10 protein-coding genes and 1 pseudogene are annotated in these 16,204 nt (G+C 65.9%); 8 read left to right on the top strand and 3 right to left on the bottom strand.

The annotated features are described in order from the left end of the window. Positions 1 to 20: 20 nt before the first annotated feature. Positions 21 to 1,256, bottom strand: coding sequence for an MFS transporter (locus C3Y15_RS03200; protein ID WP_059460569.1), 1,236 nt, complete (start codon positions 1,254 to 1,256; stop codon positions 21 to 23). Between the two features lie 436 nt (positions 1,257 to 1,692). Between C3Y15_RS03200 and C3Y15_RS03195 the strand changes: the two genes are divergently transcribed. The 4 genes and pseudogenes from C3Y15_RS03195 to C3Y15_RS03180 all read left to right on the top strand — a co-directional run bounded on the left by C3Y15_RS03195 (position 1,693) and on the right by C3Y15_RS03180 (position 6,763). Next, positions 1,693 to 3,585: an SAM-dependent methyltransferase gene (locus C3Y15_RS03195; protein ID WP_069240417.1), complete on the top strand. Its 1,893-nt coding sequence runs from the start codon at positions 1,693 to 1,695 to the stop codon at positions 3,583 to 3,585. Positions 3,586 to 3,735: 150 nt separating this feature from the next. Continuing rightward, positions 3,736 to 4,356: a LysE family transporter gene (locus tag C3Y15_RS03190; RefSeq protein ID WP_069240416.1), complete on the top strand. Its 621-nt coding sequence runs from the start codon at positions 3,736 to 3,738 to the stop codon at positions 4,354 to 4,356. Positions 4,357 to 4,470: 114 nt separating this feature from the next. Beyond that, a pseudogene (locus tag C3Y15_RS03185) lies at positions 4,471 to 5,920 on the top strand (IS1182 family transposase). A 285-nt stretch (positions 5,921 to 6,205) separates the two neighbouring features. After that, positions 6,206 to 6,763, top strand: coding sequence for a hypothetical protein (locus C3Y15_RS03180; protein ID WP_059474693.1), 558 nt, complete (start codon positions 6,206 to 6,208; stop codon positions 6,761 to 6,763). A 248-nt stretch (positions 6,764 to 7,011) separates the two neighbouring features. On the opposite strand, the gene C3Y15_RS03175 is transcribed toward C3Y15_RS03180, so the two are convergent. After that, a complete protein-coding gene (locus C3Y15_RS03175) occupies positions 7,012 to 7,926 on the bottom strand; it encodes a glutaminase (RefSeq protein ID WP_011880674.1) in 915 nt (304 codons plus the stop codon). 220 nt (positions 7,927 to 8,146) lie between these two features. Between C3Y15_RS03175 and C3Y15_RS03170 the strand changes: the two genes are divergently transcribed. Further along, on the top strand, positions 8,147 to 8,857 hold the full coding sequence (locus C3Y15_RS03170) for a response regulator (protein WP_011880673.1): 711 nt from the start codon (positions 8,147 to 8,149) through the stop codon (positions 8,855 to 8,857). A 67-nt stretch (positions 8,858 to 8,924) separates the two neighbouring features. Further along, a complete protein-coding gene (locus C3Y15_RS03165) occupies positions 8,925 to 10,055 on the top strand; it encodes an ATP-binding protein (protein WP_059474694.1) in 1,131 nt (376 codons plus the stop codon). Positions 10,056 to 10,067: 12 nt separating this feature from the next. On the opposite strand, the gene C3Y15_RS03160 is transcribed toward C3Y15_RS03165, so the two are convergent. Continuing rightward, positions 10,068 to 12,518, bottom strand: a complete 2,451-nt coding sequence (locus C3Y15_RS03160) for a patatin-like phospholipase family protein (RefSeq protein WP_124259670.1) — start codon at positions 12,516 to 12,518, stop codon at positions 10,068 to 10,070. Positions 12,519 to 12,789: 271 nt separating this feature from the next. On the opposite strand from C3Y15_RS03160, the gene C3Y15_RS03155 reads away from it, so the two are divergent. Further along, complete coding sequence (locus C3Y15_RS03155; protein WP_034195446.1) at positions 12,790 to 13,824, top strand: rod shape-determining protein; 1,035 nt, start codon at positions 12,790 to 12,792, stop codon at positions 13,822 to 13,824. Positions 13,825 to 13,971: 147 nt separating this feature from the next. Beyond that, entirely contained in the window at positions 13,972 to 16,197 is a 2,226-nt protein-coding gene (locus C3Y15_RS03150) for an amylo-alpha-1,6-glucosidase (protein WP_011880669.1), read from the top strand. Positions 16,198 to 16,204: the final 7 nt, after the last annotated feature.

Raw genomic sequence — 16,204 nt, 5'->3', positions numbered from 1 at the left:
CTGTCGCCGCCGTCGAGCGATCAGGCTTCTTTCGTCGCGCCCACGTGCGGAGTGGCTTCGGGCACCAGACGAATCGACAGACTCGTGACGAGCGCGAACGCCGTTGCCACGATCAGAAAGCCGAACACGGCGTCGTAGTTGCCCGTCGCCGACACCAGCAGGCCGATGATTGCGGGCGCAACGAACCCCGCTACCTGACCGCCGAAGTTGACCATTCCCGCGCCTGTGCCGATGAGATTGGTCGGCAGGAATTTGGCCGGCAACGCGAACACGCCTGCGAACACGAACGATTTGAAGAAGTAGACGATCGACTGATACGCGATCACGCCCGTCACCGTTTGCGCCGTGTACATCTGGTAGAGGAAGAACCCCGAGATCGCGCAGCACGCGGCCATCAGCCACTTCTCGCGACCATCGAACCAGCGCGTGAGAATCCAGCCGCCGAGTGCGGTCGAGATGCTCGCCGCGACGAACGGCAACGGTGTAAGCATGCCGACGGCCTTCAGATCGAGGTGGCGCTCGGTCAGCAGATACGCGGGCATCCATGCGTCGAGCCCCTTGTTGACGATGCCCATGCCGAACCACGTCAACAGGATCTTCCACATCAGCGGCATCTTGAGCAGCGCGCGCGTCGCGTCGCCGTCGATGCGCGCGGCGCGGCCATTTGAATCGCGCTTCTGATGCGTATCCTTCACGGCGAACAGATAAAACAGCGCGAACACGAGGCCGGCGCAGCCCGCAACGAAAAATGCATGGCGCCAGCCGAGCAGCAGAATCAGCGGTGCGATCGCGAGCGGCGCGATGAAACTGCCGACGTAGTTCGACGACATCAGCAGCGCGGACATCTTCGGACGATCCGCTCGCGCCACCGATTCGGTGACGCCCTTGACGGCCGCGCCGGGATAACCGCCTTCGCCCAGACCGAAGATGAAACGGATCGCGATCAACGAGGCGAGCGACCACGCGAGGCCGGTCATCAAAGTGAACAGCGACCAGAATGCCACCGAGACGACGATGACCTTCTTGCTGCCCCAGCGGTCGGCGATCCAGCCGCCGGGAATCTGCATGGCGGCATAGCTGATATAGAACGTGCTCATGACGATGCCGAGCGCGGCCGAGCCGACATGAAACTCCTTGCCGATGGCAACGAGCGAGAGCGCGATCGCCGAGCGGTCGATGTATGAAATGCAATAGCCTAGATATAGCAGCGCGAATACCGCGAAGCTGGCGCGTCTGCTCTTGTTCGGGTCGATCATGCCGGGCACCTGTCGATAGAGAAGAGACCGGGCTCGCGTCGGCCATGCCGAGCGCGCCCGCCTTGACTAGTCGAATCGATCGTAAGCAGCCGCAAATGTGCCGACAAGTGACATATTCCGATGTCTCCGTTCGCGAAAACTCATCCGAGAAGCGCGGCGACGGGGCGGAGTGAATTACTGCCCGCCGTGACCGGTCCCTAGATACGCGCGTGCTTCGCCGTGCTTGCGGTGCGACAGTCTGTATATTGGGCTGCGTTTCGTCACCTTTTCGCCAAGCTCGCGCATCGGCGCGATCCGGCGCCGTCTGTCATGGCACGATGCACGCTGCGCAACGAGGGACCGCTGGGGGCCGGAGCGATGCCCCCAACCCGTCGATTCCCCTTGCACCTGACGCTACGTCAGCTTTTAACGTTGACCCTCGACGATCGAGAAAGCAATGCGACTGAAAATCGGCGAACTCGCGAACAAGGCGGGATTGACTGTCCGTACGCTTCACCACTACGACGCGATCGGGCTGCTGTCGCCGTCGCAGCGTACCGAAGGCGGCGCGCGCCTGTATGGGCAGGATGACCTGATCCGGCTGCATCGCATCGAGGCGCTGAAACGTTTCGGGTATTCGCTGCCGGACATCAAGGCGAGCCTCGAGGGCGACCCGGCTCGCGTTCCGCTGGAACTGCTGCAACGACAGATCGCCGAGTTGAATGCGCAGGCGCTGCGCGCGCAGCGCCTTGGCCGTCGCTTGCAATACATCGTCGACATGGTTTGCGCCGGCAGCGAGATCGCCGCCGCCGATTGGATGAACGCTCTGGAGCTGATGAACATGTACGAAAAGCATCTCGATGACGAAGAACTCGATGCGTTGCTGGCATCCGGGCCCGAGACGGCGGCGCCGTCGGATCCGGCATGGGCCGCGCTGATAGAGGAGGTCCGCGTTGCCATGCAGAACGCGTTGCCCACCGCGAGCGATGCGGCTCAGGCTTTGGCGTGGCGCTGGATCCGGCTCGTGGTCCGGATGACGCGCAATGACCCGGACCTCGCGACCAAGCTGATGCTGATGCAGCTGCGCGAGCCGCGCGCGCGGCAAATCGTGGGCATTACCGTCGAGATGCTGGAATGGATCGACGAAGCCTTCATGCACGCGCGCTGCGCGCTGCTCGCGAAGTATCTCAGTCCGGCGCAGGCCGACGGGGTGCGCCGTCGTCAGTTCGCGAGCGCGAAGCATCGCGCATGGCCGGCGCTGGTGGTCGAGCTGAGGGCGAACATGGCAGCCGGTGTCGACCCCGGCGCCGCGCCGGTGCAGGCGATCGTCGGGCGCTGGCAGCAACTGTTCCGCGACAGCTTTTGCGGAGACGACGCGGTGCTGGAGGCACGTGTGCGCGATGCGTTGATGCGCGAGCCCGATCTGCAACTGGGCGTGGGCCTCGACGATTCGCTGCTCGCGTATCTGAACGCCGCGCATCTCGCCGGCCGCGACATGTCGCCAGTCGACGGCGGCCCGAAGCCGAGCGCGTTGATGGTCGCGACGCAGCGCGCCGCACATCAACTGCTCGATCGGCCGCTGGTGCTCGACGATCCCGTTGCGCTGCCGATCCTCGGCGCCGCCGAAGCACAGGCGCTGCGTGACAATCTCGACCGATTCCGCGAGCCGCCGTCGGTCGGCATGCGCAGCTCGGTCATCGTGCGCAGCCGGCTGGCCGAAGACGTGTGGCGCGAGGCCGTCGAACGCGGCATTCGTCAGTACGTGATTCTCGGGGCGGGGCTCGATACCAGCGCGTTTCGGCATCCCGATATGCCCGGGCGAATCTTCGAGGTCGATTTGCCGGCAACGCAGGCGTGGAAGCAGGCTCGCTTGCGTGAGGCAGGCATCGCGGTGCCGTCGTCGCTGCATTTCGTGCCGGTCGACTTCGAAAGCGTCGGGCTGGCGGAGGGATTGGCGCGGGCGGGTTTCGACGCCGATGCGCCGGCCGTTTTCAGCTGGCTCGGCGTGACGATGTATCTCGACGAGGAGGCGGTCATCGACACGTTGCGCTTCATCGCCGGTTGCGCGAAAGGCAGCGCCGTGCTGTTCGAGTACGTGACGCCGCTTTCGGGCTTGCCGACGATCATGCGTATCGCGATGGAGCAGTTTACGGCGCGGCTCGCCGAGCGCGGCGAGCCGTGGAAAACCTTTTTCGAGCCGGCCGTCATTGCCGAGAAGTTGAGTGCGTTGGGATTCGGCCAGATCAATGCGTGGACGCCGGAGGAGTTGAACCAGCGCTATCTGGCGAACCGCGACGACGGATTGCTCATCGGGGTGACGCCTGCGCGGTTGATTCTTGCGACGGTTTGAGAACGGTTCGTGCGTGGGGAGTTCGATACCGATAAGCGTCAAGACGAAGCATGCATTTGAATGCGACGGCTATTGAGCCGGTTTAGCCCATTTTGGCCGTGCTAGAGTGAGTCCGCCCATCATGGTCTTCTCAAAGGCTATAGCGCTTATATGACCTACGTTGCCCAACTCGCCGCCGTCGGCGGCGTAATGCTTCTGGCCTGCGTCAGCCCCGGTCCCGACCTTATCGCCGTCACGTCGCATGCACTTGCCAAACGACGAGCCGGTCTTTACGCGACTGCCGGCATTTCGACTTCACATGCGTTATGGGCGGCGCTGGCAATCTTCGGCCTTGGGCTCATCCTCGCAAAGCTCGCATGGCTGTATGAAGTCATTCGGATCGCCGGCGCGGTTTATCTCGTCTATCTCGGCGGAAAGACGCTCGCCGGGTTGAGAAAACCGATGCAGCAAACCGAGGTAGATGCGCAGTCCGCCAAGAGCGACGGGCAGGCATATCGACGAGGTCTGTTGGTCGGACTTACCAACCCGAAAGCGGCGGCGTTTTTCGGCAGCCTTTTCATCACGGTCCTGCCGGCGCATGCCCCGCTGTGGGTGCACGGCGCGACCCTGGCCATCGTTACGGCAGTCTCGCTGACGTGGTTCGGCGCGATGGCGATTCTGTTTTCCACCGAGCGCGTGCAAGTGGGTTACGCGCGCATACGCAAGCCGATCGATGCCGTGATGGGGACTGTCTTGCTCGGTCTGGGTGCGAAGCTCGCGCTGGATCGATAGCCCGGTTATCGGGCATCGCGAATGCCGACCACGGCTGCCCGCAAGCGGCCGAGGGTGTGTCAAAACCCGCGCGATCGCCTAGACTGAATCAACCTGTTAGCGCGAGAGGCGGAGATGGGGCGATTCGTCGAAGGTGCAAGCCGCAATCAGGCCACGTTGCTGCCGGAGTGTCTCGAAGACTTTATCGCTGAAGACGATCCCGTGCGGATCGTCGACGCATTCGTAGACGAACTCGATCTGGCTTCCATGGGCTTCGAAGGCACCACGCCGGCGATCACGGGCCGACCGTCTTACCATCCGTCCGTTCTGCTCAAACTCTACATCTACGGCTACTCAATCGTGTGCAGTCGAGCCGACGTCTGGAGCGCGAGTGCCAGCGTAATGTCGAACTGATGTGGCTGACCGGTCGCCTCGCGCCGGACTTCAAGACGATTGCCGAGTTCACGGGCAGCAATGGCGCCGGCATTCGCAATGTATGCCGCCGCTTCGTGGTGATATGCCGCGACCTGAAGCTGTTCACGCAAGCAGTCGTTGCCATCGACGGCAGCAAGTTCAAGGCGGTCAACAGTCGCGATAACAACTTCACGCCCAACAAGATCGCAAAGCGTCAGGAGCAGATCGAGCAAAGCATCCAGCGCTATCTGGATGCGCTGGAAACTGCTGATCGCACGCAACCCGCAGAGGTCGAAGCGAAAACCGAACGGCTGCGGGAAAAGATCGAGACGCTGCGCGAGCAGATGCGCGATCTGGATCGGGCCGCGGAACTGTTGAATGATTTACCGGAAAAACAGGGTTCGCTGACTGATCCCGACTCACGTTCGATGATGTCGCAAGCCAAGTGCACAGGCGTGGTGGGCTACAACGTTCAGGTGGCTGTTGATACGAAGCACCACCTCATCGTGACACACGAAGTGACGAACGTCGGTAGTGACCGCGCTCAGCTAAGCCCGATGGCCAAAGCCGCGCGCGAAGCGATGGGCAAGAAGAAGCTCAAGGCGCTGGCCGATCGCGGGTATTACAGCGGCACGGAGATCAAAGCATGCGATGACGCTGGTATTGCAGCTCTGGTGCCAAAAACACAAACCTCCAGTGCAAAGGCAGATGGACGGTTCGATCGGGCCGACTTCATCTACATCGCCAAAGACGACCAATACCTATGTCCAGCGGGGCAACGGGCGATTTACCGATTTACTTCCGTCGAGCGCGAAACTCCGATGGCCCTGCGTACCTACTGGAGCAGCGCTTGCCCGAAATGCCCGATAAAGAACCGGTGCACGCCCACTGACTATCGGCGTATTCGACGATGGGAACACGCAGCGGTGCTCGAGGCGATGCAGTCCAGGCTGGATCGCCAGCTCGATGCCATGACGATGCGACGGCGCACGGTCGAGCACGTGTTCGGCACACTCAAGTACTGGATGGGGCGACGCACTTCCAGACGCGCGGACTTGGCCATGTCGCCGCTGAAATGAGTTTGCACGTGCTGGCATACAACCTCAAGCGAGTCATCAGGATTCTCGGGTTCGCAAAGACGATGCGAGCGATGAAGCTGGCAGGCGCGTGAATGCGCGCGCCGACGCTGTTTGCCAGTAAAACACGATCACTTCATTTGCCTGCGTCACGTCCTAACGCAACTGTGCTCCCGCCGAGGAGGGATCGGTCGGCCGTTCTGCGCGTTTTTACACGGCCTCGGCCAGAAGCGGTCAGTCGACTGCCGAGGCAGAATCGTCGACAAAATCGGACAGACAGCGTTCCACAGCGCAGCCATGAGCGGTCGTTCCAATGCCAGCACTACAATTCCCACTTCGTAATCTGCTACTACGATCGCTGAACTACTCAACAAGGATGAATGAAGATGATGAAAAAAACTCTGCTTGCTGCACTCTTCGTCGTACAAGCAACGGGGTTGCCCCATGCTATGGCCGCCGGTGTTGACGATGGTTTTGGAGCGTACAAAGATGCGGACTGGCAGACCAAGTTTGTGGCGTGCGAGAAAGCGATCTACGAGCGGAACTGGTTCACTTACGACCGTGACCTTCTACTGAAAGGTGGCTTGAACACACAACAAGCGGAGGCGGTCTACGAGGCAATGAGAGAAGCAAGCATGCGCATGATCTTCTTCACCGCGCTGGCTCGAGGAACAGACAACGAGGCGTATTCAGGGAAGTTGCAGCAGGTGGACGCGGCCAATTTTGGCATGTACGAGCGAGACGCTGCTGCCGCAGTACGCGAATACAAGCGCCTTGGGGAGTATTGCTTGACCTATGTATACCCCGCATTGATTGCCCGTGGTAGCGCGTTGGCAGAACTGGACAAGTCCGTTCGTAGTACACCGATACCAGAAGAGTTGGCAAGGGCGGCCAAAGCCGAATTCATAAAGCAGGCGACAAAGGCTGTCGCAAAGTAGGTTGCGTTGCCGTTGAGTGGGATGAGCCGTCATGGCCAGGTACTCTTAGCTTTGCTCGTCGAAATCTTCTTTGGTACCACAAGGCTCAACGGTTGATTCGTGCTTTGGAGCGACCGCTTTGCAGAAAATCGAGGGACCGCTCCGGGTCAATCGCTCCCAATGGCCGAATCCACCATTAAGCGCACCGGTGCGCACCGATATTCACCTGCCGCCCTCGCCCCCGCTGAGGCGAGCTTGTCCCCGCCACCTCAAAAAATCGACCGCCCCGAATACGTGGTCAGCCATTCGAGAGCCAGCGTCCCCGCCAACGAATTTCCATTCGCATCGAGCCCCGGCGCCCACACGCAAACGGCCATTTCCCCCGGCAGCACCGCGACGATCCCGCCGCCCACGCCGCTCTTCGCCGGCAGCCCGACCCGATAGACGAAATCCCCCGCCGCGTCATAGGTGCCGCAGGTCAGCATCAGCGCCGACAGCCGCTTGGCCGAGCTCGCATCGACGATCCGCTCGCCGGTGACGGGCGCGACGCCGCCGTTCGCGAGAAACAGCGCGGCCTGCGCGAGTTCGATGCAGTTCATCTCGATCGCGCACTGGCGACAGTACGCGTCGATCACCGTGTCCGGCGGCATCTGCATGTTGCCGAAGCTCGCCATGAAATGCGCCATCGCACGGTTGCGCTCCGCGTGCTGAAGCTCGGAAAGCGCGACGCGCGAATCGTAATCCACGTCGGTCGCGCCGATCAGCCGCCGCACGAATTCGACGAGCGCCGTCTCAGCCTTCACGAAACGGCGGCACAGCACGTCGGTGACGACCAGCGCGCCGGCGTTGATGAACGGATTGCGCGGCTTGCCGCGCTCGCTTTCGAGCTGCACCAGCGAATTGAACGCGGTGCCCGACGGCTCGCGGCCCACCCGCTCCCACAGCGCGTCGCCGAGCAGCTGGAACGCCAGCGTGCACGCGAACAGCTTCGAGATGCTCTGGATCGAGAAGCGCTCCCGCGCGTCGCCGACCGTGTAAACGTTGCCGTCGAGCGTCACGACGGCCATCCCGAACTTGTCGGCCGGCACTTTCGCCAGCTCGGGAATGTAGTCGGCCACGCGGCCCTGGCCGATCCAGGGGGCGAGTTCGGTGTGGATGCGTTCGAGAATCGGCTGGTAGTTCATCACGTGGAGCAGGGCGGGCGCACGGCCCGAATTCCGGGGAGCCCGTATGGAACAGTTTTGCCGCCGATTCGTCAAGCGCGACCGCCATGGCGCCCTTATTTTCAAGATGCCTCAACGTGCGACCGGCGGGCGCAGTATCATGCGGTACGTTTCGGCCGCCGGCCGGTATCCGCGCAAGCCGGTGCCGGTACGGTCCTCCCGTATGTTCCGACCGTTGACCATGTCCTTTCGCATCCTGCTCGTCGAAGACGACACCCGCCTGTCCACGCTGATCGCCGGCTACCTGCGCAAGAACGACTATGAAGTCGACACGGTGCTGCACGGCGACGCCGCCGTGCCGGCGATCCTGTCGACGCGCCCCGATCTCGTCATCCTCGACGTGAACCTGCCGGGCAAGGACGGCTTCGAGATTTGCCGCGAAGCGCGCAAGCAGTACGACGGCGTGATCATCATGGTGACGGCGCGCGACGAGCCGTTCGACGAACTGCTCGGCCTCGAATTCGGCGCCGACGACTACGTGCACAAGCCGGTCGAGCCGCGCATCCTGCTCGCCCGCATCAAGGCACAGCTGCGCCGTGTCCCGGCGCGCTCGATCGAAGGCGCGGCGGCGCAGCCGGAGCGCTACACGTTCGGGCAGTTCTCGATCGATCGCACCGACCGCTCGGTCGTGCTGCCGGGCGGCGGCTCGCCCGACCTGACGTCGGCCGAGTTCGACCTGCTGTGGGTGCTGGTGTGCCGGGCCGGGGAAGTCGTCAGCCGCGACGACCTGATGCTGCAGCTGCGCGGCGTCGAATTCGACGGCCTCGATCGCACGATCGACGGCCGCATCTCGAAGCTGCGCCGCAAGCTGCACGACGACGCGGGCAACCCGCAGCGGATCAAGACGATCCGCAGCAAGGGTTACCAGTTCAGCAAGCATGCGTGGGACTGATGGCGCGCCGCCGCCGCTGCGCCGTCGGCCGCCGCATCCGCGCAGCGCACGATAGCCGGAAGCCGCGATGATCCGACGCAACCCCTCGCATCCCGACGCAGCGCCGCTGTCGCCGCTGCGCTACGCCAAATGGCGCTGGCTGCATTTCCGCCGCGCATGGACGGACACGCGCGCCGACCGCATTCCGAGCTGGTCGCGGCTCTACGTGCGCACCTACCTGCATCTGCTCGGCCTCGTGCTGCTGACCGCGCTCGTGCCGGGGCTCGCGCTGTGCGTCGTGCTGTCGCCGCAGGTCGTATGGCATGCGTTCGACGCGTTGCCGGGCGACATCTGGATCGTGCTCGCGTTCATGCTCGCCGCGCCCGCGCTTGCCGCCTATCGCTGGATGCGGCCGGTCTGGTCGGATCTCGTGATGGTGCGCGAGCGCGCGATCGACTTCACCGGCGGACGCTTCAACACGCGCGCGCGCGAATCGCACAGCGTGATCATCGGCCCGCTCGCGCGCACGCTGAATGCGCTGGCGATGCGCATGGAGCGGCTGATCGCCGCGCAGCGCGACCTGACCAACGGCATCTCGCACGAGCTGCGCACGCCGCTCGCGCGCGTGCGCTTCGCGCTCGAGATGCTGCGCGAGCCGGGCTCCGCCGCCGAATACTACGGCGCGCTCGACAGCATCGCGCAGGACGTGACCGAACTCGAAGAGCTGATCGACATGAGCCTCACCTATGCACGGCTCGAATACAGCTCGCTGCAGTCGAACCTCGAGCTGACCGCGCCCGTCGCGTGGTTCGAGCACCAGATCAGCGACGCGCAGCTGCTGTATCCGGAGCGCGCGATCGAGTCGCGCATCGCGATCGCGTCCGATCTGCGCGTGAAGATGGACCGGCGGCTGATGTCGTATGCGATGCGCAACCTGCTGCGCAACGCGAGCAAGTACGCGAACGCGCGGATCGTCGTCGGCATCGCGCTCGAGCACGGCAACATCGCGATCTTCGTCGAGGACGACGGCCCCGGCGTGCCGGAGAGCGAACGCGAACGGATCTTCGACGCGTTCGTGCGCCTCGACCGCCGCACCGGCGGCTACGGGCTCGGGCTCGCGATCACGCGCCAGGTGCTGCACGCGCACAACGGCCGGATCGCCGTCGTCGATCCGGTCGTGCTCGGCGGCGCGCGGTTCGAGATCAGCTGGCCGATCTGAGCGCCTTCGCCTTCAATACGTGCGGCCGAGCTGCAGGTAGATGTTGCGCCGCCCGCCCGGCGCGAGCGCGACGCCCATGTACAGCGGCCCGAACGCGGTCGTCAGGCTCGTGAAGAACGTATAGCTCTGCTTGAGCGTGCTGCCGCCGACCTTCACGCCGCTGGTCCACACGTTGCCGAGTTCGGCGCTCGCGCCCACCGACAGCGCCTTGATGGGCGACGCGTTGAACGTCATCAGCTGGTTCATGTACGTCACGTTGCCGTACGCGAGCTCGTTGCCGGTGAGCTGGTCGGCCGCATACGCGGCCAGATGCTGGAAGCCGCCGAGCGTGAAGTTGAACGCGTTGATCAGGTTGGTGCCGCCGATGCTCTTGCCGCCCTCGAGCGTGGCGCTGACGCTGTGCCGGCCGTACTGCTGCGCGATCATCGCCTTGCCGTAGAGCTCGGTGTAAGGCTTGTTCGACGTATCTGCGAGATCCTCCGCCGACTGGCTGTTGTGCGACCACAGCGAGCGTTCGATGCGCAACTCGGTGTAGTAGCCGCGGCGCGGGAACATCGGGTCGTCGAGCTGATCGATGACGAGGCGCGCGCGCGCCGTCAGCGCCTGCGACGTGAAGCTCGGCCACATCAGCGTCGAGCCGTTCTCCTCGAACGGGAGCGGCAGGTTGTAGTTCGGCGAGCCGTGCCCGGTCGCGTAGCCGATGCCCATCCGGAAGTCGCCGAGCCGCGCGATCGGCAGCCCGAAGTCGAGCCCGGCGCGCGCCGTCTGCATCAGATACTGGTTCAGCTTGACCTCGCCGGTGTTGTCGTACACGTTCACGTAGCGGCGCTGATATTCCGCGTACGGCGAGATGTAGAAGCCATAGGCGGCCGGCAACGGTTGGCGCAGCTCGACGCGCGCGGACTGCAGGTCGCTGCCGATCGTCGCATCCGCACGGAATTCGAGGCCCGATTCGGTGAGCCACGGCCGCCGGTAGCCGACGTGCAGGCGGAAGCCGCCTTCGTCGGTCGAGCTGCTCGACATCCCGACGCCGAACAGCAGGAAATTCGGCCCCCAGTATTTCTCGCGCGCATCGATCTCGAGCACGTTGTCGTCGCCGTGGCTCACGATCTGCTGCGTCACGCTTTCGAAATTGCCGTCGGTCGTGAGCCGCAGCAGGTCCTGGCTGACGGTCGCCGGATCGTAGATGTCGCCCGGCTTCACGTGCAGCGCATCGCTGACGACGCGCTTCGGCACGCCGCCGGTCGTCTTGATCTCGATGCGCGTGATGCGGATCGGCGGCGGCAGCGGCTGCGCATGCGCGGACCGGTACGCCGCGTACTGCTCGGGCGTGAGCGCGAGGTGCCTGAGGCGCGGCAGCGCGGCCGTCGCTGCAGCCGCGCCCGCGGCGATCGCCTGCTTCGCGTTCTGAAAGTCGGTGAACGCCAGCGAGCCGAGGTCGGGCGTGAGCAGCACGTCCTGCGCGGCGAGCTGCTTGCGCTGCGACGTTACGTTCTGGCGAATCAGGATGCCGACCATCTGCTGCATCACGTCGGCCGGCGACGCGAGCGCGTCGAGCGGGCGCAGCTGCGAGCCGATGTCGACGGCGATCACGACCTTCGCGCCCATCTGCCGCGCGGTGTCGACCGGCAGGTTGCTGACGAGGCCGCCGTCGACCAGCGCGCGCCCGTTGATCTCGGCCGGCGCGAACAGGCCGGGCATCGCCATGCTCGCGCGGATCGCGAGCGGCAGCGAGCCGCGGTCCAGCACGACCATCTGGCCCGTCTGCAGATCGGTCGCGACCGCGCGGTACGGGATCGGCAACCGGTCGAACGGCTGGTTGGTCGGCACGGCGGCGGTCCAGTCGGCGAGCAGCGCCTGCAGCCGGTTGCCCTGCACGAGGCCGACCGGCGCCTTCACGCCTTTCTTGCCGAAGCCGAGCGTCAGGCTTTTGATGTACAGGCGCTCGTCCTCGCGGCTGCTTTGCGGCAGGTCGGCGCGGTCCGTCACGTCGAACGCGATGTCGGTCAGGTTCACTTCGGACAGGCGCTTGCGCATTTCGTCGGCGGCCATCCCGCTCGCATACAGGCCGCCGACTACGGCGCCCATGCTGGTGGCCGCGATGCAGTCGATCGGGATGCGGTTGTCTTCCAGCACCTTCAGCACGCCGAGGTGCGCGTAGCCGCGCGCGCCGCCGCCCGACAGCACGAGGCCGACCGATGGGCGGCCGGCCGGACCGCCGTCGGCGGTGCAGCTCGGTGTGGGGGCTGCGGCGGGTGCTACGGCGGCGGCGGCCACCATCGTCGTCGATGCCGCGGCCGCGGCCGAAGCGGCGCCGGCCGTGCCGGCGCCTGCCTGGGCGGCGCGCGTTGCGGTGTCGGCGGCCGGCACGGGCTGCGCGGCGGCGGCGCAGCACCAGAGCGCAACGAGCGTTGCGCCGAGCCGGCGCGCCGCGAGCCAGCGAAGGGAGGCAGGCGCTGTCATGTTGGAATACCTGGCGTGATCGGGCGTCGGAAGCCTGCCGGGGGCAGGCAAGACCGAGAGATTACCGTGTTTTACAAGCGCAGCGCGAGCGCTCGGCGCGTAGTCGTGCGGCGGCCGGCCCGGGTTTTCGGTCATTTCGTCGCAAAAAAATCATTAGAATTGCCTAAAGTATCGGAACGATTTGCCGCTAAGTCCGTGATGGGACCGCAAATGCGTGCCGCATCGATGCGGGCCGGCCGTTCCGGCCGGTTTGTTCATGAAAAGGGTTGATATGTCGACACCGCTGTTCGGAAAGTTGTTTGCGCAACCCGTTGCGATCGACCCTGGAACGGCGAGTACGCGGATTTATACGCACGAGCGCGGCGTGGTCCTGAACCAGCCGTCGGTCGTCTGCTTCCGCAAGGCCGGCATGTCCGATGCGCGTCCGACCCTCGAAGCGGTCGGCGAGCGGGCGAAGGCGCTGCTCGGGCGCGAACCGGGGCATCTGCAGGCCGTGCGGCCGATGCGGCACGGCGTGATCGCCGATGCGCACGCCGCCGAACAGATGATCCGCCGCTTCATCGACATGTCGCACACGCGTTCGCGCTTTCGCCGGCGCGTCGAGGTCACGCTGTGCGTGCCGTCGGACGCCACGGCGGTCGAGCGTCGCGCGGTGCGCGAAGCCGCGTTCGCGGCCGGCGTATCGGACGTGGCGCTGATCGAGGAAGCGCTCGCGGCCGGGCTCGGCGCGGGCCTGCCGGTCACCGAGCCGGTCGGCTCGATGGTCGTCGACATCGGCGCCGGGACGACCGAAGTCGCGGTGATCGCGCTCGGCGGCATCGTGTATCGCGAGGCGATCCGCGTCGGCGGCAACCAGTTCGACGCCGCGATCATCAACTACGTGCGCAACGTGTACGGCGTGCTGCTGGGCGAACAGACGGCCGAGCGCGTCAAGCAGACGATCGGCTCGGCCACCAGCGCCGTGCCGCGCACGTCGACGCGCGCGATCGGACGCGGCATCGGCGATGGGCTGCCGCGCTCGATCGAGCTGTCCAATCACGACGTGGCCGACGCGCTCGCCGCGCCGCTCAAGCAGGTGATCGGCGCGGTGAAATCGGTGCTGGAAAACGCGCCGGCCGAACTGGTGACCGACATCGCGCATCGCGGCGTGGTGCTGACGGGCGGCGGCGCGCTGCTCGCGGATCTCGAACGCCTGCTGCGCGACGAGACGGGGCTGGTCGCCCGCGTCGCCGACGAGCCCGCGACCTGTGCCGTGCGCGGCGCGGGCGAGGCGATGGGGCGGCTCGCGATGTGCCCGGTGGACTGACGCCGGGCGGGCCACGCCAGCCACTCGCGCCCACGCGCCCACGCAGCGCCTCTGCCACACACGCGCTGCGCACATCCATCGTTCTGGCCTATCCTGTGCGAAACACGCGACGCGCGCCGCGCGTTGCGTTTCGACACAGGAGCATCGATGCCGAATCACGCCGAAGCCACCACGACGCAGGCGCCGCAAGTCGCGCCGGTTTCTCCCGCCCGGGCGTCGGGTCCCGCGTTCATCGCGCCCGAAGCCGACCCGCAGGCGCTCGCACGCAACAATCAGTACGTCCTCAAATCCGGTGACGCGTTCGTCGTCAGCGATGCGCTCGGCGACATCGGCGGCCGCGACGACGGTCTGTTCGTCGACGACATGCGCGTGCTGTCCGCATGGCGTCTGACCTTCGGCGGTCGCGCGCCGTCCTTGCTGTCGGGCGCGACGAGCGCCGACAACGCGTCGTTCACCGCGCATCTGACGAACCGTCCGCTGCCGCCGCTCGGCGGCCACGAGACGCCCGAAGGCGTGATCCACATCGAACGCACGCGCGTGCTCGCGGGCGACGTGCTGTACGAAGCGCTGACGCTCACCAACTACGGCGCGAGCGAGGCCGAGGTGCCGCTGTCGCTGTCGTTCGCGGCCGATTTCAAGGACATGTTCGAAGTGCGCGGCACGCAGCGCCCGAAGCGCGGCACGGTCGCCGCGCCGCGCGTCGCCGACGGCGCGGTGCGGCTGCGCTACGACGGCCTCGACGGCGTCGAGCGCAACGTCACCGTGCATTTCTCGCCGGCGCCCGACGCGCTGTCGGTCGACCGTGCCGACTACACGCTGACGATCGCCGCCCAGGCGTGCCTGTCGATCTATCTGACCGTCGACGCGACGCTCGGCCCCGCGCACGACGGCGAAGGCCCCGGCTGCGGGCGCGTCGCGCTGCGCACCGCGCTCGTCGGCGTGCACCGCGAGATGCGTTCGCGACGCGAATCGATGGCGCGCGTGAACACCGGCAACCCGCTGTTCGACGCGTGGCTCGACCGCTCGCTCGCGGATCTCGGCCTGCTCACGACACAGCTCGACACCGGGCCGTACCCGTATGCGGGCATTCCGTGGTTCTCGACGCCGTTCGGCCGCGACGCGGTCATCACGTCGTTGCAGATGCTGTGGCTGCAGCCGTCGCTGGCGCGCGGCGTGCTGCGCTTTCTCGCGGAGCATCAGGCGCGCGAGACGTCGGCGTTTCGCGACGCGGAGCCGGGCAAGATCATGCACGAGTTCCGCCGCAGCGAGATGGCGGCCACCGGCGAGGTGCCGTTCGCGCTGTACTACGGCGGCGTCGACACGACTCCGCTGTTCATCGTGCTCGCGGGCGCCTACGTCGAACATACCGGCGACGATGCGCTGATCGACGAGCTGTGGCCCGCGCTCGAGCGCGCCGCGCAGTGGGTGATCGACAAGTGCGACCGCAATCCCTACGGCTTGCTCGATTATCAGCGCACGTCGGAGCGCGGCCTCGCGAACCAGGGCTGGAAGGACAGCCACGACTCGGTGTTCCACGCGGACGGCCGCTTCCCGGACGGGCCGATCGCGCTCGTCGAAGTGCAGGCGTATGCGTGCGCGGCGCTCGACGCGATGGCGACGTGTTCGCATCGGCGCGGTCATGCGGCCGATGCGGCGCGCTACGCGTTGCGCGCGAAGACGCTGCGCGAGCAGGTCGAAGCGCTGTTCTGGATGCCGGACGGCGACTTCTACGGGATCGCGCTCGACGGGCACGGCGAGCTGTGTCGCGTGCTGGCGTCGAACGCGGGCCATCTGCTCGCGTTCGGCTTGCCCGATGCCGAGCGCGGGGCGGCCGTGGCCGGCGTGCTCGGCTCGACGCTGTTCCAGACCGGCTGGGGCATCCGCACGCTCGCGGCCGGGCAGCCGCGCTTCAATCCGATGGCCTATCACAACGGCTCCGTGTGGCCGCATGACAATGCGCTGATCGCACGCGGGCTCGCGCGCTATGGCGACAAGGCGGCCGCGGTGAGCCTGCTGCGTGCGTTGTTCGAAGCAGCGGTCAGCTTCGAGATGCGGCTGCCCGAGCTGTTCTGCGGCTTCCCGCGCCGGCGCGGCGAGCCGCCGACGGCCTATCCGGTCGCGTGTCTGCCGCAGGCGTGGGCGGCGGGCGCGCCGTTCATGATGCTGCAGGCGTGCCTCGGCGTGAGCGTCGACGCGTCGCGTCTCGAGGTGCGCGTCGAGCGCCCGGCGCTGCCGGAAGGGGTGGACTGGCTGCGCATCGACGAACTGCGCGTCGGCGACGAGACGGTCTCGCTGATGTTCCGCCGCGTCGACGGGCAGGTGGTCGCGGCGGCCGAGCGGTCCGGGCGCGTGAAGGTGGTCGCGGTGCTGTAGCGGCCGG

Origin of the sequence: Burkholderia sp. B10, from assembly GCF_004368385.1 — a bacterium.
Classification (GTDB): Bacteria; Pseudomonadota; Gammaproteobacteria; order Burkholderiales; family Burkholderiaceae; genus Burkholderia; species Burkholderia vietnamiensis.
This window is presented reverse-complemented; position numbering and strand designations above follow the sequence as displayed.